Source organism: Gordonia otitidis, from assembly GCF_020735545.1.
Lineage (GTDB): Bacteria > Actinomycetota > Actinomycetes > Mycobacteriales > Mycobacteriaceae > Gordonia > Gordonia otitidis.
Genome location: NZ_CP085974.1, coordinates 2988068 through 3012359 on the forward strand (window position 1 = coordinate 2988068; position 24292 = coordinate 3012359).

Here is a 24292-nt window from a genome sequence, read left to right on the forward strand (position 1 = left end):
CGTCAGTGTCCGGTGGTGAAGCGCTGGCGGCGGTGCTTGGGTTCGTCGATCTCGTCGACAAACGCGAGCGCGAAGTCGGCGCCGGAGATCTCGGAGCTGCCGTCCTCCTTCGTCACGAGGAGGTCGCCACCTGTCCGGTATGAGCCGGTGGCCTCACCCGGTGCGAACGAACCGAACAGCGCGGCGGGGGAGACGTAGAACCAGTCCAGTTCATCGGGGCTCGTGCGCAACGCCTCGAGGACCTTGGCGTGCGAGAGCGCTTCGGGCTTCCAGTCGTCGTGGAAGTCCGGCGTGTCGACGAGTCGGGGACCGCCGTCGCTGACCAACGCACTGCCCGCACCACCGACGACGCCGAGTCGGGTGTTGTGGGCGATGGCGGCCCTGGTGATCTCGGGGACCAGCTCGACCAGCGGCTTTCCGTCGACATCGGCGCCATGCACGGCAACGACGATGACGTCGGCATCGCGTGCGGCCTGCTCGACGGTCGCCGAGTCGGCGAGTGAACCGGTCTCGTAGGTGACGCCCTCCACGGGCTCGGCGGGGGCGCCGCTGCGGCTGTACGACGTGACGTGGTGCCCGCGCTTGACGGCCTGCGCGGCGATGTGTCCACCGGCGTACCCGGTGCCTCCGAAGATGACGATGTTCTGTGTGCTCATGTTCGGGAGAACTGCCGGACCGCGGTCCGGTATTCCCGGATCCGGGAGTTCCGCCCACACCGATTTCGGAGCCGTCGATTCAGCAGAGCACGAACTTCAGCGGAGAACGAAGGGATTGCCCGTCGGTGCGCCCGTGTTGATCCAGACGTTTTGGTCTCGAGGTAGTCGTGTATTGCTGAGATGCCGTTCTCGCGGCCGAGGCCGGAATCCTTGACCCCGCCGAACGGCATCATGTAGCTGACGGCCCGGTAGGTGTTGACCCACACGGTGCCCGACTCGATCGCCTCGGCCATGCGGAACGCCCGTCCCATGTCCGAGGTCCACACGCCGGCGCCGAGTCCGTACCGCGAGTCGTTGGCGATCGCGACCGCATCTTTCTCGTCGTCGAATCGGATCACCGAGAGCACGGGTCCGAAGACCTCTTCCTGTGCGATGCGCGAGGAGTTGTCGACGCCGGTGAAGATCGTCGGTTCGACGAACCAGCCGTCGCCACACTCGGGCCGGGTGGCCGCCGCGCCACCCAGACGTAGTTCTGCACCTTCGGCTTTCGCGATGTCGATGTAGGAGAGGACCTTCTCGTACTGGTCGCGGGTGGTGACCGGGCCGACCTGGGTGTCCGGGTCGGCGGGGTTGCCCATGCGTGCGGTCTTCGAGACTTCGACGACGCGAGCCACCACCTCGTCGTGGATCGACGACTGGACCAGTAGACGCGACCCTGCGATGCAGGTCTGTCCCGTCGCGGCGAAGATCCCCGACACCGCCCCGTTGACCGCGGCGTCGACGTCGGCGTCGTCGAAGACGATGTTGGGTGACTTGCCGCCGAGTTCGAGGCCGACGTGTTTGACGCCGCGTGCAGCCTGCTCTCCGATCCGACGGCCGGTGGCGTCTGATCCGGTGAAGCTCACCTTCCGGACGAGTGGATGGTCGACGAGCGGGCTGCCGACCTCGGCGCCGAATCCGGTCACGACATTCACCACTCCTGGCGGAAGACCGGCATCCTCCAGCAGCGCAACGAATTCCAGCGTCGAGGCGCTCGTGTGCTCGGAGGGTTTGATCACCACCGTGCAACCCGCGGCGAGGGCGGCGGCCAACTTCCAGGTGAGCAGCAGCAGCGGCGAGTTCCACGGGGTGATGATGCCGACGACGCCGACCGGGGACGTCGTCGTGTACGCGAAGTACCCCTTCTTGTCCAGTGGCACAACCGATCCCTCGATCTTGTCGGCCAGGCCGCCGTAGTAGCGGAACCATTCCGGGATGTAGGCGGTCTGGCCCGACATCTCGGCGAACAGCTTGCCGTTGTCGCGTACCTCGGTGTGTGCGAGCTCTGCGCTGTGCTCGGCAATGGCGTCGGCGAGCCGGTGGAGGAGGTGCCCACGGGCGCTGGCGGTCATCTCCGCCCACGCGCTGTCGGTGAGTGCGGTGTGCGCGGCTCGGACGGCATCATCGACGTCGGCCGCGTTCCCGCGGGCGATCCGTGCCCAGGGCTTGCCGGTGAACGGGTCGAAGGAATCGAACGACTCACCACTGTCGCTGTCGCACCAGCGTCCGTTGATCCGGAGTTGATATGCCTGCATCGTGTTGTCCGTCATCAGAAAGTCTCCAGCCCGAGCGCTGCGCGGAACTTGTTCTTCACGGCGACACCGTCGCGCGGCGGCAGGGCGCGGGGCGGTTCGTCGGTGTTGATGTGTGCCTGCACGAACGACAGCCCGTTGCGCGCGTTGATGATCGACGCGATGTCGGTCACCTCATCGACGGAGTGGACCTCTCGGCAGTCGGCGATTCCGAAGCCCCGCGCAACGTCGACGAGTCGGGCGCCGAGCCGGAATGACTGCGCTGCATACCGGTTTCACCGAAGTGGCCGTTGTCGAGAACCAGCACCGTGAGGTTCTCGGGGGCCCGCACGGCCGCCGAGCCGAGCGAGCCGATCCCCATGAGCATCTCACCGTCGCCGGTCACGACGACGACGGACTTCTCCGGCTGGGCGAGAGCGAGTCCGAGTCCGACCGGGACCGACCCGCCCATGGCGCCCCACAGGTAGAAGTTCTGCTCGCGCTCGCCGTGGGCGAAGACGTCGTACGACGCCGAGCCGAGCCCGGTGACGACGAGGGCGTCGGGAACCTGATCCAGCAGGGCCGACACGAACAGGCGGCGATCCATCGGTGTGGCTGCGGTCGCGGCGTCCTCGGGTGTTGCCGTCGCGTCCGAGGCGCCGGGGGAGGCGCCGGGGTGTGCGGTTGTCGTGGTCATGTCAGTTGCGCTCCCATTTCTTGCGGCCGATGAGGCTCTGACCGAGTAGCACCGCGGTGCGTTCTCCTGCGAGGAAGGTCGAGTCGAGGGCGGCCTGGGCGACCTCGCGGACCTCGTCGGGCTTGTCTGCCCGCAGAACGGTGATGCCGCCGAGTTCGAGTGCGCGCTGGGTGGTCGAACCCATCGGGATCTGCCAGGGATTGAACTCGGCGTACTCGCCGCGCATCGTGACCAGCGTCAGGAAGGGGAATCGGCACATCTCGAGGAGCGAGAACATGTTGACGCAGTTGCCCACGCCGCTGCTCTGCATGAGCATCGCCGCGCGGACACCGCCGAGCCACGCACCCGCGGTGACTCCCACACCCTCTTCCTCCGTGGTCAACACGACGTCGGTGATGTCGGGATCGGCGATCGCCGCGCGGATCGCATACGAATGGCCTGCGTCGGGGACGTAGGCGATCTGTGTGACGCCGCCCTGTTTGAGGACGTCGAAGACGTCGCGCTGCCAGCCGGGGCCTGCAAGCTCGGCGGGGGCGCTCTGCGTTGGCGCACTGGACATCGGTTTGGCCTTTCGTCGGGATGTCATCCATTCTCATGCGTTATCGAGCTGGGGTGGTAATAGAATTCTGTGATGGTCCGGCATTCCCGTCGGGAATGCGTCCCGGGCGGGCGACACTCGCGCGGGAATCACCGGACGAGAGAAATGCGAGGTCGAGATGGAGCTTCGACAGTTGCGTGCGCTGATCGCTGTCGCCGACACCGGGAGCGTGACCGCGGCGGCGAAGGCACTGCATATCGTGCAACCGGCCGTCACGAAACAGATCCACGCGCTCGAGTCGGAACTCGGCGTCGAACTGTTCGAGCGCAGTCGATCTGGAATGTCGGTGAACGGCAACGGTAAACAGGTCCTCGACCGCGCGCGCCGTGCGCTCGAGGAACTCGATCGTGCACGGGCCGAGGTGTCGTCCGGTGTGGAGAAGGGAGTGCGGGGGAGGGTCAGCGTGGGCTTGTTGCCGTCGACCGTCGGCCTGCTCGCAGCCGACCTCGTCGCTGCGGTGACCCGGCGGCACCCCGGGATCGTGCTGCGGGTCGACGTCGGATACGCGGGACACCTCGCGCAGTGGCTGGACGTCGGCGATGTGGATGTCGCACTGCTCTTCGAGCAGCCGACGACGTCGGCGTTCAGAATCAGGCCGATCCTCCGCGAGGATCTCTGGGTCGTGGCACCGCGCGCGGCCGGGCTGGACGTCGACAATCCGGTGTCACTTGAAGATGTGTTGCGACATCGGCTCGTCCTGCCCGCGCCGCCACACGGATTGCGCAGCATCGTCGACGCCGCAGCCGCGGGCAGCGACATCTCCATCGCCGTCGAGACCAACGACGCAGCACTCCAGCGCCGCCTCGTCGCCGACGGTCACGGGTGGACCGTATTGCCGCCTGCGATGATGATCGACGCTCGGGAGGCGGTCACCTGTGCGCCGCTCGTGGGTGCCCCGCTCTCGCGGACCATCGGTACCGCCGTCGCCCGCAACCCTGCGCAATCGCCCGCGTGCGACGTCGTCGTCGTCGCTCTGCTCGGCGAGGTCATCGCTTCTGCGGTGAGTGGGGGGCGATGGCCCTCGGCCAGGCTGGTCGGATAGTGACGGAACCGCACCTCCGACGCGACATTCGGCTCGTTGTCCAAAGGGACTGTTAGGAAACGGCTCTACTCCTTGGCTGCTGCCTGTGACCGTTGACACAGTGGGGACGTAATCAAGTTCGACCTCACAAAGGAGCGTGCGATGACACAGCAGTCCACCGCATCCAACAGGCGCGTCGTCGCCAATGTCTTCCGAGGCTGTATCGGAAACCTGATCGAGTGGTACGACTGGTTCGTCTACGCCGCGTTCAGCGTGTTCTTCGCCCCGGTGTTCTTCCCCAGCGAGAGCCAGACGGCTCAATTGCTCTCGGCTGCAGTGGTCTTCGCTGTCGGATTCCTGATGCGCCCCCTTGGCGGTTACCTCCTCGGTCGATTCGCCGACCGATACGGTAGGCGCAATGCGCTGACGTTGTCGGTGCTGCTGATGGCCGCCGGGTCGCTGCTCATCGCGATCACGCCCGGCTACTCGGCCATCGGAATCGTGGCCCCGATCATCCTCGTGCTCGCCAGACTCCTGCAGGGACTGTCGGTCGGCGGCGAGTTCGGTTCGAGCGCGACGTATCTGTCCGAGGTCGCGACGCCGGGGCGACGCGGGTTCTTCTCCAGTTTCCAATACGTCTCGATCGTGCTGGGACAGCTCTGCGCGCTCGGCGTGCAGTTGATCCTGCTGCAGGTCCTCACTCCCGCGCAGATGGATTCGTGGGGCTGGCGCGTGCCGTTCGTGATCGGCGCGGTCGCGGCGGTGACGGTCATGATCATCCGGCGCGGGATGGACGAGTCGCCGCAGTACCTCGCCGAGAAGCAGCGCGTGGCGGCCCTCGGCTCCTCCGCGGAGAAGCAGGAGGGAACACTTCGCACCCTGATGCAGTACCGCAAGTCGTTCGCATTGGTCTTCGCGCTCGCTATCGGCGGCACGGTCTGCTACTACACCTACACCACCTACCTGCAGAAATACATGATCAACACCGCGGGCATGGACAAGCAGACCGTCGCCTGGATCAGCTTCTGCGCGTTGTTCGTCTACATGTGCATGCAGCCGCTGGCGGGCGCGCTGTCGGACAGGATCGGCCGTCGCAAGGTGATGCTGTTCTTCGGTGCCGGTGCCACGCTGCTGACCGTGCCGATCATGACGACGCTCGGTCACGTGTCCAACGCGGTCGTCGCCTTCTGCCTCATGATGGCCGGGCTGACCATCGTCACCGCCTACTCGGCACTGAGCCCCATCGTCAAAGCCGAACTGTTCCCGACCAAGGTGCGCGCGCTCGGTGTCGGCCTGCCGCACGCGCTGGTCACCGCCGTGTTCGGTGGAACGGCAGAACCGATCGCGTTGGGCCTCAAGCAGGCCGGTCACGAAGGCGTCTTCTTCTACTACGTCTCCGCGTGTGCCGCGCTGACCTGGATAGCCGCCTACTTCATGAAGGAGACGCGTGGCGATTCGACGCTCGACCCCACGAGCCCCGAGGCACGACGGATCGCCGACGTCCCGGCGTCGAGCGTCACGACCGCACAGACCGTGGACTTTCCGGCTGCGGCCGACGGCACGACGCCGCACCACACTCCGGAGGCCGTCGGCGCGACGATCGAGGAGAACCCGACTGCACAGAGATAGAACTGCGGCGGAGATGAATCCGTCTGACAAGCATCATTATCCGCGTCTCGGCCCACCGGGACGCGGATAATGGGCGTCGTGCGTATTGCGGTGGTGGAAGACGACGACGGGGTCGCAGGCGCGATCGTCGCAGGTCTTCGCCGATTCGGGCACGAACCGACCAGGTACTCCGTCGGCGTCGATCTCCTGCTCCACCACAACGAGTTCGACTTCGTCCTGCTCGACCTCGGTCTACCCGATCAGGACGGACTCGAGGTGCTTCGGCAGCTGCGTCAGGTGAGCGCACTACCCGTCATCGCGCTCACCGCGCGCGGCGACGAGAGATCGGTGGTTCGGGGTTTGCGACTCGGTGCCGACGACTACCTGGTCAAACCTGCCAGGTTCGCCGAGTTGGTCGCGCGTATAGAGAGCGTCAGCCGTCGCGCGGCGCGCACCGAACCCGATGCAGCGCAACGCATTGTGACCAGCGGCGACGTTGTCGTCGATCTCGACGCGCGGGTGGCAACCGTTGCCGGACACGACATCGAGCTCACCGCAAAGGAGTTCGACATCCTCGCCGTTCTCGTGCGAGGCGCTGGTGCCGCGGTGAGCCGTGCCGCACTGATGGATCAGGTCTGGGGCGATGCCTTCGTCGCGGTGTCGCGTTCGCTCGACGTCCACATGACGGGCTTGCGTGCCAAGCTCGGTCGCCCGGGACTCATCGCCACGGTGCGAGGCTTCGGCTATCGCTGGGACGGGGTCATCGACGATGCGTAGGCGACTGCTGCTCGTTCTCGCGATCATCGGCGCAGTCAGCATCGCGGGTTTCGCCGTTCCGCTCATCGAGGTCTCGTCTCAGGCGCGCACGCGACAGTTCGTGCAGCAACGCGACTCCGACGTGACCCGCTTCGCAGCATTGTCGAACGAATATGTGACGAACGGGAATTCGGCGCGCATCGCCGACGAGATCAGTGCATACCACGAGGTCTACGGGGATTCGGTGTTGATCGTCTCCACCCGCGGCGTGCCCGACCTCTCGGTCGGCCCGATAGACGAGGAGATGCGGGCTGCGGTGGCACGCGGTCTACGCAACGAGAGGTCGTCGGAGTTGCGACACGTGGCGCCGTGGGGCCCGAATTCGGTCGTGTTCGTCGCGCCCGTCGGAAGCGGTGCCCAGGTGAACGGCACCGCTGTGCTGCGGTCCTCGACGGCTGCGACACGAGCCGACATCGGACGATGGTGGTTGCTCATCGTCGGTGGTGCGGTGGTCGTCGTCCTCGCGTTCGCCGCGCTCGCAGTGGCATTGAGCCGCTGGGTGCTTCGTCCGCTCGCTGATCTCTCGGACGCGATGACCGGTCTCGCCGCCGAGTTGCCGGTCATCCCGGCGACGGTGACCGAGGAGACGAACCCGACGACGGCGGCGACCAGAGCCGGTGGTCCGCCGGAGGTACGACAGCTTACCGACACCTTCGACGGGCTGGTCGGCACGGTCCTACGCTCGGTCGAGATGCAACGCCAACTCGTGGCCGACACCTCACATCAACTTCGTAATCCGTTGGCGGCACTACAGTTCAGGCTCGATATCGTCGAATCCGAGATACCCGACGAACTCTCCGAGGACTTCGCCACCATCGGCGCCGAGACACAGCGGCTGCAACTGATCCTCGACAAGTTACTCACGCTCGCCAGTGCGGAAACCCCGGTGCTCGACAGTGCGCGACGTGACGAATGGTGCACGGCAGCAGCGGTACTCGCCGATCGTGCCGAGTTCTGGTCGGTGCCCGTTCGCGAGCGGGGTGCGCGACTGACCTTTCACGACGAGCTCGACGACGCGGCAACCCAGGCCAGGATCAGCGAAGACGCACTCTCGCAAGTGATCGACGTGCTCGTCGACAACGCCACGCGCCATGCCGGACCGAACCCCGCGATCACCCTCTCGATACGAACGGTCGAGGATCGCCCGGGCCGGCCGCTGCTCGAGATAGAGGTGGCCGACGACGGACCGGGGGTCGCCGACGACGATCTTCCGCGACTTACCGAACGGTTCTTCACCCGCGACGCAGCGCACGGCACCGGTCTCGGGCTCGCGATCGTCGACATCCTCGTACGTGGTGTGGGCGGGAACGTGGAGTTCGGCCGGTCCGCAGACGGCGGACTGCGTGTGCGTGTACGGGTCGACTCACGGCTTCCCGCCACTGCGCGCAGTGGCGATGCCGCGGACGAAATCGAGGATGACCGGGGCGGAGTCGGGTCATGAGACGCAGGACTCTGCTCAAGGGCATCGCGGTGCTGCCAATCGTGGCAGCCGGATGTGCGGGAGGGGCGTCGCGTGCGTACCGGATCGCGACGGGTGAGCCGGGAGGATTCCAGGCGGAGTTCGCCAAGCTGTTGTCGGCCGCGATGGCGGACAGCCGGACGCATCTGCAGCCCATAAACACCAGCGGCTCCGTCCGGAACATCGAACTGCTCGAACGGGGCAACGTCGACTTCGGTCTGTCACTCGGCGACGTCGCGGCGGCAACCGGCGGACCACTGCGTGCGGTCGGACGGGTCTACGAGAACTACGTGCAGTTGGCGGTGCCCGCGGACAGCCACATCAAGGCATTCTCCGATCTGCGCGGCAGACGGGTGAGTCTCGGTGCGCGGGGTTCGGGAACCGAGTGGACGGGGCGCCGCGTGCTGGCCGCCGCCGGACTGACGCCTGCCGACGTCGAAATCACTCCGGTGTCGCTGACCAACGTCCTCGAGTCGCTCGAAACGGGAACCGTGGCCGCAGCCATGTGGGCCGGCGGTGTGCCGACACCGTCGGCGATACCCCGACCGGGCTACGGGCCGCCGGCGGGTATCCGGTTGCTCGATCTCTCGGCGGAGCTCACCGTGCTGCGGCAACGGTATGGTCCACTCTACGAACCTGTCGCCGTGCCCGCCGGAATGTATGGCACTCGCACCGAGACAGCCACTATCGGGGTGCCGAGCGTGCTGCTCACCACCGCCACGACACCCGATGCCGCGGTGACGGCGGTGGTCGACGCGCTGGTCGACGACGCCTCGCAGCTCATCCCGAAAGGCACTGTTGGCGTGCAGTTCCTGGACACCCAGACGCTGATCCAGGTCTACGGTCTCACCCTGCACCCTGCAGCGGCCGCCGCATACCGTCGCCACCACGGGTGACGCGGGCTGCCTGATCGCGGTACTCAGCCGAGTGTGCCGAGCGCTTTCAACCGTTCGTGTGTCTGGTTCATGATCGACTGCACGAGCGCGTCGCACGTCGGCAGATCGTCGATCATCCCCACCACCTGACCGGAGGCGAGAACACCTGCGCGCGTGTCACCGTCGACCAGGCCCGCCCGCAAGAGCATCGGGGTATTACCTGCCATGATGATCTGTTGCCACGTACGTTCACCCGACCTACGCATCGCACGGCCGTCGCGCAGCATCGTGGTCCACTTCATGCCGGTCAACCGCTTGAACTCGTTGGCATTCCGTGCCGCGGCGTACAGCGCGCGGATCGGACTACCGCTCTCGAGCGCCTCGACCAGTGGTGTGCGCAGCACGCGATGCGGCATACCGTCGACCTTCACCGAGACGACGGTGTCGTTCAGCGTGCGCGAAAGATACTCCTGTTTCACCGCGTCGGGTACGGCCGAATCCGAGGTCAGTAGGAAGCGCGTGCCCATCGCGACACCCTCGGCTCCGTACGCGAGTGCCGCGGCGAGACCACGGCCGTCGAAGAACCCTCCCGCCGCTACGACGGGCATGTCGGAGCCGCTGTCGTGCAATGCATCCAGTACCGACGGAAGCAACAGCGTCGTCGCGACGGGTCCCGTGTGTCCGCCGCCCTCGCCGCCCTGCACGATCACCGCATCCGCGCCCCACGAGGCAACCTTCACCGCGTGTTTCGCCGCCCCGATCGACGGGATGACCACCACGCCGTTGTCCTTGAGCTCTGCGATCAGCTCCTTCTTCGGTGCCAACGCGAACGACGCGACCCGCACCCCCTCGCGGATCAGCAGTTCGATGCGTTCGCGGGCATCGGTGGCGTCGGCGCGGATGTTCACCCCGAAGGGCTTGTCGGTCAACGACTTCGTCTTCGCAACCGCGGCGGCCAGCTCGTCGTAGGTCATCGTCGCCGACGCAAGGATGCCGAGCCCTCCGGCATTCGACGTCGCCGAGGTCAACGACGGGCCCGACACCCAGCCCATGCCGGTCTGCACAATGGGGTACTCGACGCCGACGAGCTCGGTGAACCGGGTCGGCAGTGCAGCGGCACGGGCCGTCGAGCTCATCTGACCTCCCGATCACGAACGCCTTTGGGATCGAGCACGTCTCGGATGATCCCGAGTTCGGTCTCAGACGGCGGTCTGGTGGACGGAGCTTCGGCAAGTCCGGCGACCTCGAACGACGTGTTCTCGGCGACCTCGTCGGCGTCGACGCCTGGATGCAGCGACAGCGCCCGCATCGTGTGGTCGGGGCCGCCGAAGTCGAAGACCCCGAGGTTGGTGACGACGCGTCGGATGTCGAGGTCGTCGAATGCGGGATTGTCGGGATCGACCTTGTCGTAACCGATTCCGCTCACGACGTCGACCTTCTCGCAGAACACGCGGGCCGAATGTCGGGGTACCCAGTAGCTCGTCGGGTGGTTGATGGTGTTGCCGGGCGCCCCACGCACACCGAACATCTGGCGTGTGGGGTGCTGCAGCGGGCCGAATGCCGAGAGGTTCTGGTTGCCGTGGCGGTCGATCTGGTTGGCACCCATCACCACATGGCGCCGACCCGACGCCACGACGTCGAACACCTTGGAGAACGGCATCCATCCCTCGATGGGTCCCGACTTCCCGATCGGCGGTGTGTCGGCGAGGATCAGTGCCTCACCGTCGGTGATCAGCAGATCAGGGGAGAAGGTCAGCCGTGCCAGTCGGGCGCCGAGCAGCGGCACCGGGGCCATCGGCGATGCCATGATCTCGCTGGCACCGCGGAAGATCTCGGCGCACGCGACGACACAGAACTCTGCGCGTGTGATCACGGTATCTGTTGCCGCAGTTGTCACTTCGAATCCTCCTGCTCGCTGCGCCAGGCCTCGACCTCGCGCTGATACGTCTCCTCGTCGACGTCGAGGAAACGACGTCGGAAGGCCGACCACTGCTCGGGATCCTTGGCGGACTCGACGTAGAAACGCTGGAACCGTTCATCGCGTGCGTAATCGCTCGTCGCGTTCGGCCCGCTCGCCTCGCTCGCTGTTCCCGCGAACGTGAAGTGTGCGCCGTTGGGCGTGTGAACCACCTTGTCGACCATCATCCTGTTGAGCAGGAGGCGCTGCGTCGGAACGGTTTTGACCAACACCTCGGTGTCGACGAGCTGGTCGGTCTCGACGTAGCGGCGATCGGCCGCGGCGCAGAAGAGGTCGTCCATGTACGGGTCGACGCCGGTATAGGCCGCATTGCCACGGGAGTCGGCGAGGTCGAGATGGACGAATGCGGCGTCGAGGCGTAACGCGGGCATGGCGATCAGGGTCTGGGTGCGGCCGTCGGGGTCCGGATAGGGAGAGGTGACGGTCTTGAGTTCACCTTCCCAGAAATCGGGCACCGAGGAGCCGAGACCAGCCCTGGTCGGTAGGAAGGGCAGGCGTGCAGCGGCAGCCTGCAGTCCGCTCTTCACCATGCCCTCGTCCATCTCCCTGGATTCGATTGCGCCACTTGTGCGCGCCGTCGAGAACCACGGATCGTAGAAGGTCGCCGAGTCCAGTGAGACGAAGCCGTAGTAGGCGCGTCGCACTTTCTCCGCGGCACAGAGCACTCCGAGGTCGGGGCCGCCGTAGCTGACGATGGTGAGGTCCTTGACATCGGAGCGGGCGAGAGCTCGGACGAGTGCCATGGGCTTTCGCCGCGAGCCCCATCCGCCGATGCCGACGGTCATACCGTCGCGGAGTTCGCCGATGACCTCGTCGAGTGTGGCGGTCTTGTCGGTCGGTGTGTGGCCGTCGGCCATGTCAGCGGCTCCCCTGCGTTGTCTTCGGCTTTCCGGTCGCGACGAAAGCGTCGCGGTGCTCGTCGGCGACACCGGCCAGATTGAGTTCGAAGGTGTATCCCTGCTCGAGGCGGTAGCTGGCTTTCACGTCGACGGGATCGATGTGGTTGATCGCTGCCTTCGCGGCGCGGATGACTCTGGTGTCCTTGGCTGCGATCTGCTCGGCCACATCTGTTGCGGTCGCGTCGAGTTCGTCCGCGGGGACGACCTTGTAGACCGATCCGAAGTGCAGCAGCTGTTCTGCGGTGACGTTGCTCGCTGTGTAGTAGAGCGTGCGCATCATGTGCTGCGGGACGAGCCGGGCGAGATGTGTCGCCGCCCCGAGCGCGCCGCGGTCGACCTCCGGGAGTCCGAAGACGGCGCCCTCGGACGCGACGATCACGTCGGCGTTGCCCACCAGGCCGATTCCGCCCCCGACGCAGAACCCGTTGACGGCAACGACAACTGGCACCTTGCAGTCGTAGACCGCGGAGAATGCGGCCGCGCAGCCGTGGTTGGCGCCGATCAGTGCATCGAAACCCTCGGTCGCCTGCATCTCCTTGATGTCGACGCCCGCATTGAATCCCCGACCTTCCGCCCGCAACACCACCGCGTGGGTGTCGGGATCGTTGCCCGCTGCGAGGATCGTCTCGGCCAATTCGAACCACGCGGCCGAGGGCAGCGCGTTGACCGGTGGGTAGTCGACGGTGGTGGTCGTGACACCACTTGCCGAGCGCGTACTGGTGATCGGCACGCCATGTCCTCCTCTCGGGAGTGATCCCGTTTTCTCAGCAGCCAACACGTACCAAGCAAATGCTTGGTTGTTTGGTAGGGTAGCACCCATGAGCTCGCGGTCACAGGTCACAGGTCACGACCCCCGAGTGGAGATGAATGTCGGGTTGGAGAAAAGGGTCGTGCTCGTCACCGGTGGTGCGCGGGGTGTCGGTCTCGGCATCACACGGGTCCTGAGCGACCTCGGTGCCATTCCGGTGATCTGCGCCCGCAACCCGACCGACGACGCCGAGGCGCTCGGCGAGTTCATCGCGTGCGACGTGCGCGACGAGGCGGGCGTGGCGGCGATGGTCGAGCGGATCGTCGACACGCATGGGACGCTCGACGGTGTGGTGAACAATGCGGGGGGTTCGCCGTTCGCCCTCGCTGCCGACGCGTCATCGACGTTCGCGGGCAAGATCATCGAGCTGAATCTGCTTGCGCCGTTGATGGTTGCACGTGCCGCGAACGCGGTGATGCAGCAGCAGGAGTCGGGCGGCGTCATCGTCAACGTCTCGAGTGTGAGTGGCCACCGACCGTCGCCGGGCACATCGGCCTACGGCGCGGCGAAGGCGGGATTGGACAACGTGACCTCGTCGCTTGCCGTCGAATGGGCACCGCGCGTACGGATCAACTCCGTGGTCGCGGGACCCGTGCAAACGGAACTGGCGCAGCTGCATTATGGCGATGCCGACGGGGTGGCGGCTGTGGGACGCACCATCCCGATGGGGCGGATGGCCACGCCGGAGGATGTCGGTAACGCGGTGGCGTTCTTGTTGTCGCCGCTGGCCGCCTACATCACCGGCTCGACCCTCACCGTTCACGGCGGCGGTGAGAGACCTGCCTTCCTCGACGCGGCGAATGCGGGGAACGGGCTGTGAGCCAACCAGAATCAGCAACTACCGAGAGGACTGTGGTGAGCGACAACGGACATCCGATGAACAGCGATCGCGTGGCGATCGTCACGGGAGCCGGTCAGGGGATCGGGCGTGCTCACGCGTTGGCGTTCGCCGCCGATGGTGCCGCAGTCGTGGTGAACGACTACGCGCAGGACGCGGCATCGGCGGTCGTGGACGAGATCACCTCGAGCGGTGGCCGCGCGGTGGTGTCCGTCGGCGACGTTGCCGATTGGGATGCAGGTGCCGCAATGGTGCAGACCGCACTCGACGAGTTCGGCGGCCTCGACATCCTGGTCAACAACGCAGGATTCGTGCGCGACCGGATGCTCGTCGCGATGTCGGAGGACGAGTGGGATGCCGTCGTCCGTGTTCACCTCAAGGGGCACTTCGTCGGGCTCAGGCACGCGGCAGCGTACTGGCGGGCGCAGTCCAAGGCGGGCTCGGCGCGGCAGGCGCGCGTGATCAACACGTCTTCTGGGGCAGGGCTTTTCGGGTCGGTCGGGCAGGGCAACTATTCGGCGGCCAAGGCTGGCATCGCGGAGCTCACGATCCAGGCGGCAGCAGAGCTGGCGGCCTACGGCGTGACGGTCAACGCGATCGCGCCGTCGGCGCGCACGCAGATGACACTCGGGGCGGGCGAAGCGATGGCGGCGCAGATGGCCGCGCCCGACGACGGTTCGTTCGACGCGATGGACCCCGCGAACATCTCGGCACTGGTCGTGTGGCTCGGGTCGGTCGAGTCGTCGAACGTCACGGGACGGGTCTTCGAGATCGAGGGCGGAAAGATCACCGTCGTCGACGGTTGGCAGCGCGCCGCGTCGATCGACAAGGGTGCGCGGTGGGAGCCTGCCGAACTGACGCCGGTCGTCGACGATCTACTGGCCAAGACACCCCCTCCGGTGCCCGTGTACGGGGCGCGATGAGGTACAGGGCGAAATGAGACACCGGTCGAAATGAGACACAGGGCGAGATGACGAGAAGGACACGATGAGCGATCCCGCATCTGCGAGTGGTGACGGCGATTCCGTTGGCGGCCAACGGATAGCAGCTGCACGAGCATATGTCGATGCGCTGGTGAGTCACGATCCGTCGGGTGTCAACCTCCATCCGGACTGCACACGTGTGGAGATGGGGATCAAGACCGGGAGAAGCGGCAGCCACATTGCCCGAAGCCTCGCGCGTGGCCCGCAGTTCCGCCTCATCCATCGGGTCAGCGGATTCACGGCGACCGTCGAAGGCCACACGGTCTCGACGAAGTATCGGGTACACGTGGTCCCCAGGGCACTCGGTCTGTGGGCGCCGGTGAGCGAGTCGTTCCTGATCGACGACGAGTTCCGGATTCGAACCATAGTCGCGCGCTTCGGGCTTCCGCGGCGCCGCTGAATTCTCGAGCGCAGGAACCAGAGCGGGGCATCGAAGGCCGGGGCATACACACGACGACGGGACCGACTCGGCGAAGTCGGTCCCGTCGTCTTTGTGCGTGGTGAGATCAGACGCCAGGTGCTCGCACCACCATCGGCACTCCGGGGAAATAGCCCGCCATCTCCGAGCGCGCCTTGCGCATGGCGGCGGTGGCGTAGCCCTGCTTGCGGAAGTCCGGGTGAATCCACACGCGTACGTCGACCTCGCCGTCGGTCAGTTCACCGAACACGAACCCGACCTTGTCGTCGCCGTCGGTCACGACGAGCCAGGCGGCCTCTTCCTCGTCGACACGGCCTGCGGCCTGTGCGATCTCCTGGTCGATCTCGCGGGCGGGCTGGCCCGAGCCGTCGCCTGCCACCCCGAGTTCACGCGTGCGCTCTGCGAACAGTTCGGCGTCGTCGGTGGGGGAGAACGCGCGCAGAGTCACGGTGTCGCCGCTGCTCGCGGGTCGTTCGGCGAGCGTGAAGGTGAGCTGGTGGTTCAGGTCGTCGAGTTCGGTCTGATTCCTGCGACGTTCGTCCTTGGTGAGTTGATCGAGTTTCATGTCGAGGATCGCCGAGGCCCCGATCTGCGATTTGCCGAGGAGGTCGGCGATCGCGGACACGGCTTGGGCGTGATCGTCGGCGTCGACGATGGCGTCGAGCACCTCGTGTCGTCGGTCGAGAGCGGTGAGGAGTGCGTCGGCGATGTCGCGACGCTCGGTTGCCAGGTCCACATCAGTCATACCGTCGATCCTAATCAGCTACCGGCCGGTACGACATGGAACGTGTTCTAGTGACGCATAGTCGGCTCATCGTGGATGAATAAGCACGTAGGAGCTGATATTTCCATCGATCGTCTTCCGTCTATGTAGAACACGTCCTAGTCTTGCGCTATGGCATCTGAGAATTCTGACACCGAAATCGATCACCTGCGGGGAGCGGCCCATATGGGAGATCTTCTCGTTGCGGCGTTGGCGAAGAACGCGTCGGGCAAGGTGCTCGAACTCGGCGACACCACACTCACCGGGGCACAGATGGCCGACGAGATCAGCCGATATGTGCAGGCTTTCGAAGGGCTCGGCTCCGGTACGGGATCATCGGTCGGTCTGCTCGCGCTCAATCGTCCCGAAGTGCTCTTCGTCATCGGTGCGGGTCAAACGCAGGGGTGGCGCCGCACCGCGCTGCACCCACTCGGATCGCTCGACGACCACGCGTACGTGTTGTCCGATGCCGGGGTGACCACTCTCGTCATCGACCCGGTCCCGATGTTCGTCGAACGTGCTGTCGCGCTCATGGAACGCGTCGATGGTCTCAAGCAGATCTTCACACTCGGGCCCGTACCCGAAGCGCTGTCCGACGTCGGCCGCGACATCGTCGCCGAAGCAGCAGGCTACGACGCGACCGAGCTGACCGCCGCGGAACTCTCGCCCGACCACATCATGTCGATCACGTACACCGGTGGCACCACCGGCAAACCCAAGGGCGTGATCGGCACCGTGCGCGCCATGACCACGATGACGCAGATCCAGCTCTCGGAGTGGGAATGGCCGACGCGGCCGCGATTCCTGATGTGTACGCCGCTGTCGCACGCGGGTGCTGCCTTCTTCCTCCCGACGCTCATGAAGGGCGGCTCGATGGTGGTGCTGAGCAAGTTCGACCCGGCCGAGGTGCTGCGGACCATCGAGGAGGAGAAGATCAGTGCGACGATGCTCGTCCCGTCGATGCTCTACGCCCTGATGGACCACCCTGATTCCCGCACGCGCGATCTCTCGTCCCTGGAAACCGTGTATTACGGTGCCTCGCCGATCAATCCGGTGCGGCTGGCTGAGGCCATCGAACGTTTCGGGCCGATTTTCGCGCAATACTACGGCCAGTCCGAAGCGCCCATGGTCATCAGCTACCTGGCAAAAGACGAGCACCCGAAGCCGGGCGACGATCCGCGGCGATTGTCGAGTTGCGGCCGACCGTCGTCGTTTCTGCACACGGCCCTGTTGGGACCCGACGACAAGCCGGTCGCGCAGGGCGAGCCCGGTGAGATCTGTGTTGCCGGACCACTTCTGGCAGCAGGGTATTGGGGACTGCCCGACCAGACCGCCGAGACCTTCCGCGACGGCTGGCTGCGTACCGGAGACGTCGCACGCGAGGACGCCGACGGATACTGGTACATCGTCGACCGCACCAAGGACATGATCGTCACCGGTGGCTTCAACGTGTTCCCGCGCGAGGTGGAAGACGTTGTCGCAGAGCATCCGTCGGTCGGGCAGGTCGGCGTCATCGGGGTGCCGCACGAGAAGTGGGGTGAGGCGGTGACGGCTGTGGTGGTACTGCGCAGCGACGTCGAGGCGAACGATGACGACAGACAGCGGATCACCGCGGAGATCCAGGACGCGGTGAAGCAGCGCAAGGGAGCGGTGCAGTCACCCAAAGAGGTCATCTTCGCGGAATCGTTGCCGCTGACCGGACTCGGCAAGCCCGACAAGAAGGCACTACGGGCGCAGTTCTGGGCATCGGCGGAGCGCGGCGTCGGGTAGGCGACACTGCGGAGGCTGACACTGCGGAGGCCGCGTCCGGTCAGTGCGCGACCGGACAGCCCTCGCCGGTGAGCCCCGCTGACGCTGCGCCGTAGCGCACGGGAAACTCTTTGACCCCGTTGAGCCAGCCGGACCGTACGCGACGGAGTTCACCGACCTTCTCGATATCGGGCAGGACGTCGGCGATCGCGTCGAGGATCAGGTTCAGTTCCAGGCGGGCGAGGTTGGCGCCGATGCAGAAGTGAGCCCCGCTGCCACCGAAGGCCAGGTGCGGATTGGGATCCCGCAGGATATTGAACGTGAAGGGCTCGTCGAAGACGTCCTCGTCGTAGTTGGCGGAGCCGTAGAACAGCCCGACACGTTGGCCTGCTGCGATGTCGACTCCCTCGATGCTCGTGTCCACCTTAGCGGTTCGCTGAAAGGCATTGACCGGGCTGGAGAAGCGCAACACCTCGTCGACAGTGGTCCGCGGACGCTCGGTTTTGAACAGCTCCCACTGGTCGGGATTGGAGAGGAAGGCGTTCATGCCGTGACTGGTTGCGTTGCGGGTGGTCTCGTTTCCCGCGGTGATCAGGAGGATGACGAAGAAGCCGAACTCGATGTCGGAGAGCGAATCCCCGTCGATATCCGCTTCGACCAACGTCGTCACGATGTCGTCGGTGGGATTGCGTCGACGCTCCTCGGCCATGGAGTAGGCGTAACCGAGCAGTTCGGCATTGGCCATCGCCGGATCGATCGTGTGGTCGGGATCGTCGCTGTTGATGATCGCGTCGACGAGCTCGTGGATGCGTGGGCGGTCGGCTGTCGGCACACCGATCAGATCCAGAATCGCCTGCAGTGGGAGGTGAATCGACACGTCGTCGACGAAGTTGCCCGAGTCCTTGTCGGCGGCCGCCTCCACGATCTTCCGTGCGGACTCACGCAGGTTCTCCTCCAACGAGCCGACGGCCCTCGGGGTGAACAATCGTGACACGATCTTGCGCAGACGTGTGTGCTCCGGCGGATCGTGATTGATGAGAAGAGCTTTGGTGAACTCGATCTGGTCGGGGGTGATGTAGTCGGGTAGCCGGATCACCGCGCCCTTGGCGTTGGCCGACCACACCTGGTTGTTCTTCGAGATCTCGCGAACATCCTTGTGTCGGGAGATGACCCAGTAGCCTCCGTCGGTGAATCCAGATGTGCCGATCGGCTGCTCATTCCACCAGACAGGCGCCGTCTTGCGCAGGTGGGCGAACTCGGTGATGGGCAGACCGGCCTCGAGCACGTCGGGGTTGGTGAAATCGAAGCCCTTGCCGAATGGACACGTGGCATCAGTTGAGATCGCTGTCATATCTCCTCATTCGCGGACGGATTCCGCGTCTCCGCACACATCGCTGCGAAAGGCGCTCGTCGGTGTGTGTCCGACACCACTCCACCATACATCCAATGCGTAGTTGTATGGTCAATTCGCCGACGAAATCGCAGCCACCGGTGCCGCCGCCCGCGCGTGCCGTCGTGATAGCGTCTGCCCTGATGAGAGCCGGTGGCACACCGGTCGACATGGTCACCGGAGCGAGCGAGAGGCGGTCGCGCGATGCGCACACACGGCTGGGGCGGAAGTGTTCCGGTCGATGACGCAGAGGCGACCGCACGGATACTGGCTGCCGCGCGTTCGGCGATCGACGAACACGGCGTCTCCACGACGATCAGCGACGTCGCCCGAACCCTCGGAGTGACTCGTCAGACCGTCTACCGGTATTTCCCGAGCACCGAGGCGCTGCTGCAGGCAACCGCGTTCGACGCGGTCGGAGACTTTCTCGAACGAATTGCAGCCCGCATCAAGGGGATTCGTGAACCCGACGCCGCCGTCGTGGACGGAATCGGCGCGGTGCTCGACGAACTGCCCGACGATCGTTACGTCGGATTGCTGTTCAGTGCAGACAGCATGAGCCTGTTCGCGGTGGGTGAGGTGACATCGGAGGCCGGTCGCGGATTCGCACGATCGATAATCGAACGCATGGATGTGGACTGGACAGCTCGCGGTTACAGTTCAGCCGATACGAACGTGATCGCCGAAATCGTCGTGCGGACGTTGCAATCCATGGTGCTCGATCATGGGGATGGTCGTTCGCCCGCACAGCGTCGCGCCTTTCTCGACGCGTGGGTGGGTGCGGCGATCCGCGCGTTGCCCGCACCGGTCGGCGTACCTCGTTGACGTGCCCGACACGGCGGTCCGCGCGAGCTTTTACGGCTGTCGCGAGCGCGGTGTGCAGATGACCACCGGGATCGTGCGGTTGGTCCACGCCTGGTAGGTGTCGAAATCGCTGTACAGCTGCGTCAGTCGTGGCCAGAGTTGCTCGCGCTCGGTGTCATTCGCAGTTGCGGCGGTGTACTCGGCTGTCGTAGAACCGATCTGGATGGAGACATCGGGGTTGTCGCGGATATTGAGATACCACGCTGGATGTGAGGCGAGCCCGCCCTGCGAGGCGACCACGATGATCCGGCCATCGTCACGAAGGTAGAGCAGCGGGACGGTGCGTGGCTGTCCGGATTTACGTCCGACGGTGGTCAGGAGGCAGACGTCGACGGGTTTGCGCAGCCCGGCGCCGACCCGCCACTTGCGTCCGAGTCGGCCGCCGCTGACCTGGTACAGCTTCGTGTTGAGTCGGGAGCCGATCTTGATGGCCCTGGCCACCACCGGGGAATCGAGTTGGGCCGGCCGGGATTCGGCTTTCATCGGCAGTTACCTTTGCTCTCGTGGTCGCGAGCGCTCAGATGCGTTCGAGGATGGTTGCGGTCGCGAGTGCTCCGCCCGCGCACATCGTGACGAGTGCCGTCTCCGCGTCGCGTCGTTCGAGTTCGTGAAGTGCGGTGGTCAGCAGACGTGAGCCGGTGCTGCCCACGGGGTGGCCCAGTGCGATGGCGCCGCCGTTGACATTCACCTTGTCCATGTCGGCGTCGTACACCTGGGCCCAGCTCAGCACGACAGAGGCGAATGCCTCATTGATCTCGACGATATCGATGTCGGACAACGACATTCCGGCTTTGCTCAGCACGCGATCGGTGGCCTGTACCGGGCCGTCGAGATGGTAGTACGGCTCGGAACCCACGAGGGCCGTGGTGCGCAGCCGGGCGCGCGGTCGCAGGCCGAGTTCACGGGCCTTTGTCTCGTCCATCAGCAAGACCGCGGCCGCGCCGTCGGAGATCTGGGAGGAGGTGCCTGCGGTGTGGATTCCCCCATCGATCACCGGCTTGAGTGCCGCGAGTGTTTCCGGTGTGGTGTCGCGCAGGCCCTGGTCGCGTGTGACGTCGATGATGTTGCCGGTCACTGTGCCGTCTTTGGTGCGCTCGGGTGCTTTGACGCTCAGCACTTCACGGTCGAATCGGTGTTCGTCCCACGCCTGTCGGGCGCGTTGCTGACTCCGTACGCCGAGGGCGTCGACATCGGCGCGCGTGATCCCGCGTCGAGTGGCGATGCGCTCGGCGGCCTCGAACTGATTGGGCATCTCGACGTTCCACGATTCCGCGTGGTACGGACCGGCGTCGACTCCGATGTTGGCGCCGAGGGGTGTCTGCGACATCAGTTCGACGCCGCAGGCGATCCCGACGTCGATGGTGTCGGTGGCGATGAGTCCCGCGATCAGATTATTGGCCTGTTGCGCGGAGCCGCACTGACAGTCGACGGTCGTGGCGCCGGTCTGCTCGGGAAGCCCGGCCGACAGCCATGCCTTGCGGGTGATGTTTCCCGACTGTGCGCCTGCCTGGGTCACGCACCCGCCGATGGCCTGCTCGACGAGCGCCGCGTCGATTCCCGCCTTCTCGATGAGTCCGCGCTGCGTGAGACCGAGAAGTTCTTCTGCATGGAGGCCCGACAGCCAACCTGCCCTCTTGCCGATGGGGGTTCGCACTGCTTCGACGATTACCGGCACACCCATGTCCGTCACCTTTCGGGCTCGACTGCTCTCGCATGAAAGTAGAACATGTTCTCGTTTATGTCCATGTCGGGCCTCGTTCTGGTCCCGATGCCGTCGAGAACAGGTCATTCGAGCGGATAGGTCACACCACTGTCTTGGGCGTCGTGTTGCTCGCGCTCGGGATCTCGGGGCTCAGCTCGACGGATGTCACCTGCGGCGGGCAGACGATGAGTTCGGGTGATCGGTGCGTCGAGATGAAGAGCGGTAGGGAAACCGACTTGGAGCAGACGCGATCGGAGAATCGGACGGGGAACTACTCCATGCTTGGAGGCGGGGCCGCGGCCCTGATCGGTGGCGGGATCTGGATTGCTGTGAATGCGAGGCGGACGGGACGACGTCGTGCCAACGGCGGTCCGCACCCAGCGACCGTTGTCGGCGCGGGCATCCCACCGCAACCGTATCCGCAGGCGGGGCAGCCCCACTCGCCGCACTATTCCCAACAGCCCGGGCAGTACCCGCAAGCGGGACAGCCTCGTCCATCGCAGTATCCGCACCACCAGCCGTATGTGGGGCACCCGCAGTCGTCGCCGCAGCACCCGTCGTCCGGGTATACCGGCGGACCGTCGCCGCTCGGCGTGCAGCCGCCGGCTCCCGGGGCGCCGCCGAAGATCGACTACCGAAAGTAAGCCGGCGGAAAAGTAGAACGAGTTCCTGTTTTGACACGATAGTGTGTGTACAGTGAGCGCTAGTGAGACGTGAACACGTTCGCGTCTCGGGTTGCACAACGCTGAGAACAGGGTGGTATTTCCGTGATCCAGACCGACGGCGTGGGGGCCGACCAGACGTCATCCTCACCAACAGCATCATGTCCCTTCATGCATCAGGAGGGGTGGGATTTCACCAATCCGGACCTGCTCGAGAAGGGCATCCCTGTCGCCGAATTCGCGGCGCTGCGCAAGACCGCCCCGGTGTGGTGGAACGCCCAGCTCCCCGGTAAGGGCGGCGGATTCCACGACGGGGGTTACTGGGTCGTCTCGAAGCACGCGCACGTCCGCGAGATCTCCAAGAACAACGAGGACTGGGCGACGTCGACCAACGGCGTCATCATGCGGTTCGACGACGAGATGCCGCAGGACCAGCTCGACGTCACCAAGGCGCTGCTGATCAATCACGATCCGCCGGAGCACACGCGCCTGCGGAAGGTGATCTCGAAGGCGTTCACGCCTCGCGCGGTGCAGGCGCTGGAGGAGAAGCTCGACGACGCGGCCCGCGCCATCGTGCAGCAGGCTGCAGACAGGGGCACCGGCGACTTCGTGCACGACGTCGCCGTCGACCTCCCGCTTCTGGCGATCGCGGATCTGCTCGGGGTACCCGAGACCGATCGCACGAAGCTGTTCGAGTGGTCGAACAACATGATGAACTACGACGACCCGGAGTTCGCCGCAGTCGATCCGCAGGTGGCCTCGGCCGAGATCCTCGGCTATGGCTACAACATGGCCGAAGAGCGTCGGAAATGTCCTGTCGACGACATCGTCAGCACGCTGGTCAACGCCGACATCGACGGCCAGCACCTCGACGAGGCCGAGTTCGGATTCTTCTTCATCCTGCTCACCGTCGCCGGCAACGAGACAACGCGTAATGCGATCAGCCACGGCATGAACGCCTTCCTCGAACATCCCGAGCAGTGGGAGCTGTTCAAGGCGCAGCGCCCGGCCACCGCGGTCGACGAGATCGTCCGCTGGGCGACGCCGGTGAACTGCTTCCAGCGCACCGCCAAGCGCGATACCCAGGTGGGCGGCATCGACATCAAGCAGGGAGAGCGCGTCGGATTGTTCTACGGTTCGGCCAATTACGACGAAGACGTGTTCGACGATCCGTTCTCGTTCAACATCCTGCGCGATCCCAACCCACACGTCGGATTCGGTGGCAACGGAGCGCACTTCTGTGTCGGCGCCAATCTCGCCCGCATGGAGATCAACCTGATGTTCAATGCCATCGCCGATCTCGTTCCCGACATCTCGCGGCTGAACGAACCACGCAGACTCCGGCACGGATGGATCAACGGAGTGAAGGAACTGCAGGTCGACTATGGAACACGTTGATCGATGAGCACTGCCGCCCAACAGGATTCGAGTCAACCCGCATACCTGGGGATCGACCGGGAGAACCACCCCGCCGTCGTGGCGGGTCGCCGATCGCGGGAGGCGGTCGCGGCTCGGGACAAGCAGGCGTGGCTTGACAACTTCGCGCCGGACGCGAAGGTCGAGGATCCGGTCGGGCCGTCGATGTTCGACGAACGAGGGGTTGGATTCCAAGGCCGAGAACGTATCTCGCAGTTCTGGGATCTGTCGATCGGGACCACCGAGAGTATCGAGTTCGTCTTCGACGACGAGATCATCTGCGGCAACGAGGTCGCCTACGTCGGGAAGATCGTGACGCACATCGCGGGCCATGTGTCGGAGGCGCACGGCGTGTTCACCTATCGCGCCGACGACGACGGCAAACTGTCGGCGCTGCGGGCCTTCTGGGAGGTCGAGAAGACGATCAACTCAGTGCGGCCGGCCTGACTCTGGGACACGTTTCCTGACCTGACGTCGAGATCCGCACCTCGTCTGTTGCACTTCACCTTCGGCGGTTCCGAAGGTAGCTGGTGACAGATGAG

25 protein-coding genes and 1 pseudogene are annotated in these 24292 nt (G+C 65.3%); 13 read left to right on the top strand and 13 right to left on the bottom strand.

All coding sequences use genetic code 11. From position 1 onward, the window contains the following. Positions 1 to 2: 2 nt before the first annotated feature. From LK459_RS13685 to LK459_RS13705, 5 genes and pseudogenes are all read right to left on the bottom strand, one after another. Positions 3 to 656, bottom strand: a complete 654-nt coding sequence (locus LK459_RS13685; protein ID WP_227918902.1) for an NAD(P)-dependent oxidoreductase — start codon at positions 654 to 656, stop codon at positions 3 to 5. Positions 657 to 752: 96 nt separating this feature from the next. Continuing rightward, positions 753 to 2230: pseudogene (locus LK459_RS13690) on the bottom strand (aldehyde dehydrogenase). A gap of 14 nt (positions 2231 to 2244) precedes the next feature. Then, on the bottom strand, positions 2245 to 2400 hold the full coding sequence (locus LK459_RS13695; RefSeq protein ID WP_227918904.1) for a thiamine pyrophosphate-dependent enzyme: 156 nt from the start codon (positions 2398 to 2400) through the stop codon (positions 2245 to 2247). Further along, positions 2397 to 2903 carry a thiamine pyrophosphate-dependent enzyme gene (locus LK459_RS13700; protein WP_227918905.1) on the bottom strand — a complete coding sequence of 169 codons (507 nt, stop codon included), beginning with the start codon at positions 2901 to 2903 and terminating at the stop codon, positions 2397 to 2399. Before LK459_RS13700 ends, LK459_RS13695 begins: the two co-directional genes overlap by 4 nt. A 1-nt stretch (position 2904) precedes the next feature. Beyond that, on the bottom strand, positions 2905 to 3489 hold the full coding sequence (locus LK459_RS13705; RefSeq protein ID WP_227918907.1) for a phosphonopyruvate decarboxylase: 585 nt from the start codon (positions 3487 to 3489) through the stop codon (positions 2905 to 2907). Positions 3490 to 3619: 130 nt separating this feature from the next. Between LK459_RS13705 and LK459_RS13710 the strand changes: the two genes are divergently transcribed. From LK459_RS13710 to LK459_RS13730, 5 genes are all read left to right on the top strand, one after another. Further along, the gene (locus LK459_RS13710; protein ID WP_227918909.1) at positions 3620 to 4543 is read left to right on the top strand and encodes a LysR family transcriptional regulator; all 924 of its coding nucleotides are present in this window, start codon (positions 3620 to 3622) and stop codon (positions 4541 to 4543) included. Between the two features lie 141 nt (positions 4544 to 4684). Further along, a complete protein-coding gene (locus tag LK459_RS13715) occupies positions 4685 to 6151 on the top strand; it encodes an MFS transporter (RefSeq protein WP_227918911.1) in 1467 nt (488 codons plus the stop codon). A gap of 78 nt (positions 6152 to 6229) precedes the next feature. Next, positions 6230 to 6907, top strand: a complete 678-nt coding sequence (locus tag LK459_RS13720) for a response regulator transcription factor (RefSeq protein WP_227918913.1) — start codon at positions 6230 to 6232, stop codon at positions 6905 to 6907. Beyond that, the gene (locus LK459_RS13725; protein ID WP_227918931.1) at positions 6900 to 8387 is read left to right on the top strand and encodes a sensor histidine kinase; all 1488 of its coding nucleotides are present in this window, start codon (positions 6900 to 6902) and stop codon (positions 8385 to 8387) included. The genes LK459_RS13720 and LK459_RS13725 overlap by 8 nt, the downstream gene beginning before the upstream one ends. Then, positions 8384 to 9301 carry a TAXI family TRAP transporter solute-binding subunit gene (locus tag LK459_RS13730; protein ID WP_227918932.1) on the top strand — a complete coding sequence of 306 codons (918 nt, stop codon included), beginning with the start codon at positions 8384 to 8386 and terminating at the stop codon, positions 9299 to 9301. The genes LK459_RS13725 and LK459_RS13730 overlap by 4 nt, the downstream gene beginning before the upstream one ends. A 23-nt stretch (positions 9302 to 9324) precedes the next feature. Here the strand turns inward: LK459_RS13730 and LK459_RS13735 are convergent, their stop codons facing one another. Genes LK459_RS13735 through LK459_RS13750 form a run of 4 tightly spaced genes read right to left on the bottom strand, consistent with a single transcriptional unit; the run spans position 9325 to position 12887 of the window. Continuing rightward, positions 9325 to 10416 carry an NAD(P)H-dependent flavin oxidoreductase gene (locus LK459_RS13735; protein WP_227918934.1) on the bottom strand — a complete coding sequence of 364 codons (1092 nt, stop codon included), beginning with the start codon at positions 10414 to 10416 and terminating at the stop codon, positions 9325 to 9327. Further along, positions 10413 to 11177: a CoA-transferase subunit beta gene (locus LK459_RS13740; RefSeq protein ID WP_227918936.1), complete on the bottom strand. Its 765-nt coding sequence runs from the start codon at positions 11175 to 11177 to the stop codon at positions 10413 to 10415. Before LK459_RS13740 ends, LK459_RS13735 begins: the two co-directional genes overlap by 4 nt. Further along, positions 11174 to 12115 carry a CoA transferase subunit A gene (locus tag LK459_RS13745; RefSeq protein WP_227918938.1) on the bottom strand — a complete coding sequence of 314 codons (942 nt, stop codon included), beginning with the start codon at positions 12113 to 12115 and terminating at the stop codon, positions 11174 to 11176. The genes LK459_RS13740 and LK459_RS13745 overlap by 4 nt, the downstream gene beginning before the upstream one ends. Position 12116: 1 nt before the next feature. Further along, positions 12117 to 12887: an enoyl-CoA hydratase family protein gene (locus LK459_RS13750; RefSeq protein ID WP_007239832.1), complete on the bottom strand. Its 771-nt coding sequence runs from the start codon at positions 12885 to 12887 to the stop codon at positions 12117 to 12119. An 88-nt stretch (positions 12888 to 12975) separates the two neighbouring features. Between LK459_RS13750 and LK459_RS13755 the strand changes: the two genes are divergently transcribed. From LK459_RS13755 to LK459_RS13765, 3 genes are all read left to right on the top strand, one after another. After that, entirely contained in the window at positions 12976 to 13785 is an 810-nt protein-coding gene (locus LK459_RS13755) for an SDR family oxidoreductase (protein WP_039994252.1), read from the top strand. 56 nt (positions 13786 to 13841) lie between these two features. Beyond that, positions 13842 to 14726, top strand: a complete 885-nt coding sequence (locus LK459_RS13760) for an SDR family oxidoreductase (RefSeq protein ID WP_227923741.1) — start codon at positions 13842 to 13844, stop codon at positions 14724 to 14726. Between the two features lie 64 nt (positions 14727 to 14790). Beyond that, positions 14791 to 15186, top strand: coding sequence for a hypothetical protein (locus LK459_RS13765; protein ID WP_007239829.1), 396 nt, complete (start codon positions 14791 to 14793; stop codon positions 15184 to 15186). 106 nt (positions 15187 to 15292) lie between these two features. Here the strand turns inward: LK459_RS13765 and LK459_RS13770 are convergent, their stop codons facing one another. Then, positions 15293 to 15949 (bottom strand): GNAT family N-acetyltransferase, encoded by a 657-nt coding sequence (locus LK459_RS13770; protein WP_007239828.1) that lies wholly within the window; start codon positions 15947 to 15949, stop codon positions 15293 to 15295. A 150-nt stretch (positions 15950 to 16099) separates the two neighbouring features. Here LK459_RS13770 and fadD8 point away from each other — a divergent pair, with 150 nt between their 5' ends. Beyond that, positions 16100 to 17737, top strand: coding sequence for a fatty-acid--CoA ligase FadD8 (fadD8, locus tag LK459_RS13775; protein ID WP_227918940.1), 1638 nt, complete (start codon positions 16100 to 16102; stop codon positions 17735 to 17737). 40 nt (positions 17738 to 17777) lie between these two features. On the opposite strand, the gene LK459_RS13780 is transcribed toward fadD8, so the two are convergent. Beyond that, entirely contained in the window at positions 17778 to 19067 is a 1290-nt protein-coding gene (locus tag LK459_RS13780; protein ID WP_227918941.1) for a cytochrome P450, read from the bottom strand. Positions 19068 to 19310: 243 nt separating this feature from the next. On the opposite strand from LK459_RS13780, the gene LK459_RS13785 reads away from it, so the two are divergent. Then, a complete protein-coding gene (locus tag LK459_RS13785; RefSeq protein WP_227918942.1) occupies positions 19311 to 19931 on the top strand; it encodes a TetR/AcrR family transcriptional regulator in 621 nt (206 codons plus the stop codon). A 30-nt stretch (positions 19932 to 19961) separates the two neighbouring features. On the opposite strand, the gene LK459_RS13790 is transcribed toward LK459_RS13785, so the two are convergent. Then, the gene (locus tag LK459_RS13790) at positions 19962 to 20453 is read right to left on the bottom strand and encodes a nitroreductase family deazaflavin-dependent oxidoreductase (protein ID WP_227918943.1); all 492 of its coding nucleotides are present in this window, start codon (positions 20451 to 20453) and stop codon (positions 19962 to 19964) included. Positions 20454 to 20487: 34 nt separating this feature from the next. Further along, positions 20488 to 21651, bottom strand: a complete 1164-nt coding sequence (locus LK459_RS13795) for a steroid 3-ketoacyl-CoA thiolase (RefSeq protein ID WP_227918944.1) — start codon at positions 21649 to 21651, stop codon at positions 20488 to 20490. A gap of 32 nt (positions 21652 to 21683) precedes the next feature. Between LK459_RS13795 and LK459_RS13800 the strand changes: the two genes are divergently transcribed. The 3 genes from LK459_RS13800 to LK459_RS13810 all read left to right on the top strand — a co-directional run bounded on the left by LK459_RS13800 (position 21684) and on the right by LK459_RS13810 (position 24197). Beyond that, entirely contained in the window at positions 21684 to 22316 is a 633-nt protein-coding gene (locus LK459_RS13800) for a hypothetical protein (RefSeq protein ID WP_227918945.1), read from the top strand. A gap of 189 nt (positions 22317 to 22505) precedes the next feature. Continuing rightward, positions 22506 to 23732, top strand: a complete 1227-nt coding sequence (locus tag LK459_RS13805; protein WP_007239821.1) for a cytochrome P450 — start codon at positions 22506 to 22508, stop codon at positions 23730 to 23732. A gap of 3 nt (positions 23733 to 23735) precedes the next feature. Beyond that, positions 23736 to 24197: a nuclear transport factor 2 family protein gene (locus LK459_RS13810; RefSeq protein ID WP_007239820.1), complete on the top strand. Its 462-nt coding sequence runs from the start codon at positions 23736 to 23738 to the stop codon at positions 24195 to 24197. Positions 24198 to 24292: the final 95 nt, after the last annotated feature.

Coding starts and splice junctions, on each gene's coding strand:
- LK459_RS13685 (WP_227918902.1), bottom strand. CDS start 656: ATGAGCACACAGAACATCGTCATCTTCGGAGGCACCGGGTACGCCGGT.
- LK459_RS13700 (WP_227918905.1), bottom strand. CDS start 2,903: ATGACCACGACAACCGCACACCCCGGCGCCTCCCCCGGCGCCTCGGAC.
- LK459_RS13705 (WP_227918907.1), bottom strand. CDS start 3,489: ATGACATCCCGACGAAAGGCCAAACCGATGTCCAGTGCGCCAACGCAG.
- LK459_RS13710 (WP_227918909.1), top strand. CDS start 3,620: ATGGAGCTTCGACAGTTGCGTGCGCTGATCGCTGTCGCCGACACCGGG.
- LK459_RS13715 (WP_227918911.1), top strand. CDS start 4,685: ATGACACAGCAGTCCACCGCATCCAACAGGCGCGTCGTCGCCAATGTC.
- LK459_RS13725 (WP_227918931.1), top strand. CDS start 6,900: ATGCGTAGGCGACTGCTGCTCGTTCTCGCGATCATCGGCGCAGTCAGC.
- LK459_RS13730 (WP_227918932.1), top strand. CDS start 8,384: ATGAGACGCAGGACTCTGCTCAAGGGCATCGCGGTGCTGCCAATCGTG.
- LK459_RS13735 (WP_227918934.1), bottom strand. CDS start 10,416: ATGAGCTCGACGGCCCGTGCCGCTGCACTGCCGACCCGGTTCACCGAG.
- LK459_RS13745 (WP_227918938.1), bottom strand. CDS start 12,115: ATGGCCGACGGCCACACACCGACCGACAAGACCGCCACACTCGACGAG.
- LK459_RS13755 (WP_039994252.1), top strand. CDS start 12,976: ATGAGCTCGCGGTCACAGGTCACAGGTCACGACCCCCGAGTGGAGATG.
- LK459_RS13760 (WP_227923741.1), top strand. CDS start 13,842: ATGAACAGCGATCGCGTGGCGATCGTCACGGGAGCCGGTCAGGGGATC.
- LK459_RS13765 (WP_007239829.1), top strand. CDS start 14,791: ATGAGCGATCCCGCATCTGCGAGTGGTGACGGCGATTCCGTTGGCGGC.
- LK459_RS13770 (WP_007239828.1), bottom strand. CDS start 15,949: ATGACTGATGTGGACCTGGCAACCGAGCGTCGCGACATCGCCGACGCA.
- fadD8 (WP_227918940.1), top strand. CDS start 16,100: ATGGCATCTGAGAATTCTGACACCGAAATCGATCACCTGCGGGGAGCG.
- LK459_RS13780 (WP_227918941.1), bottom strand. CDS start 19,067: ATGACAGCGATCTCAACTGATGCCACGTGTCCATTCGGCAAGGGCTTC.
- LK459_RS13785 (WP_227918942.1), top strand. CDS start 19,311: ATGCGCACACACGGCTGGGGCGGAAGTGTTCCGGTCGATGACGCAGAG.
- LK459_RS13790 (WP_227918943.1), bottom strand. CDS start 20,453: ATGAAAGCCGAATCCCGGCCGGCCCAACTCGATTCCCCGGTGGTGGCC.
- LK459_RS13795 (WP_227918944.1), bottom strand. CDS start 21,651: ATGGGTGTGCCGGTAATCGTCGAAGCAGTGCGAACCCCCATCGGCAAG.
- LK459_RS13800 (WP_227918945.1), top strand. CDS start 21,684: ATGAAAGTAGAACATGTTCTCGTTTATGTCCATGTCGGGCCTCGTTCT.
- LK459_RS13805 (WP_007239821.1), top strand. CDS start 22,506: ATGCATCAGGAGGGGTGGGATTTCACCAATCCGGACCTGCTCGAGAAG.
- LK459_RS13810 (WP_007239820.1), top strand. CDS start 23,736: ATGAGCACTGCCGCCCAACAGGATTCGAGTCAACCCGCATACCTGGGG.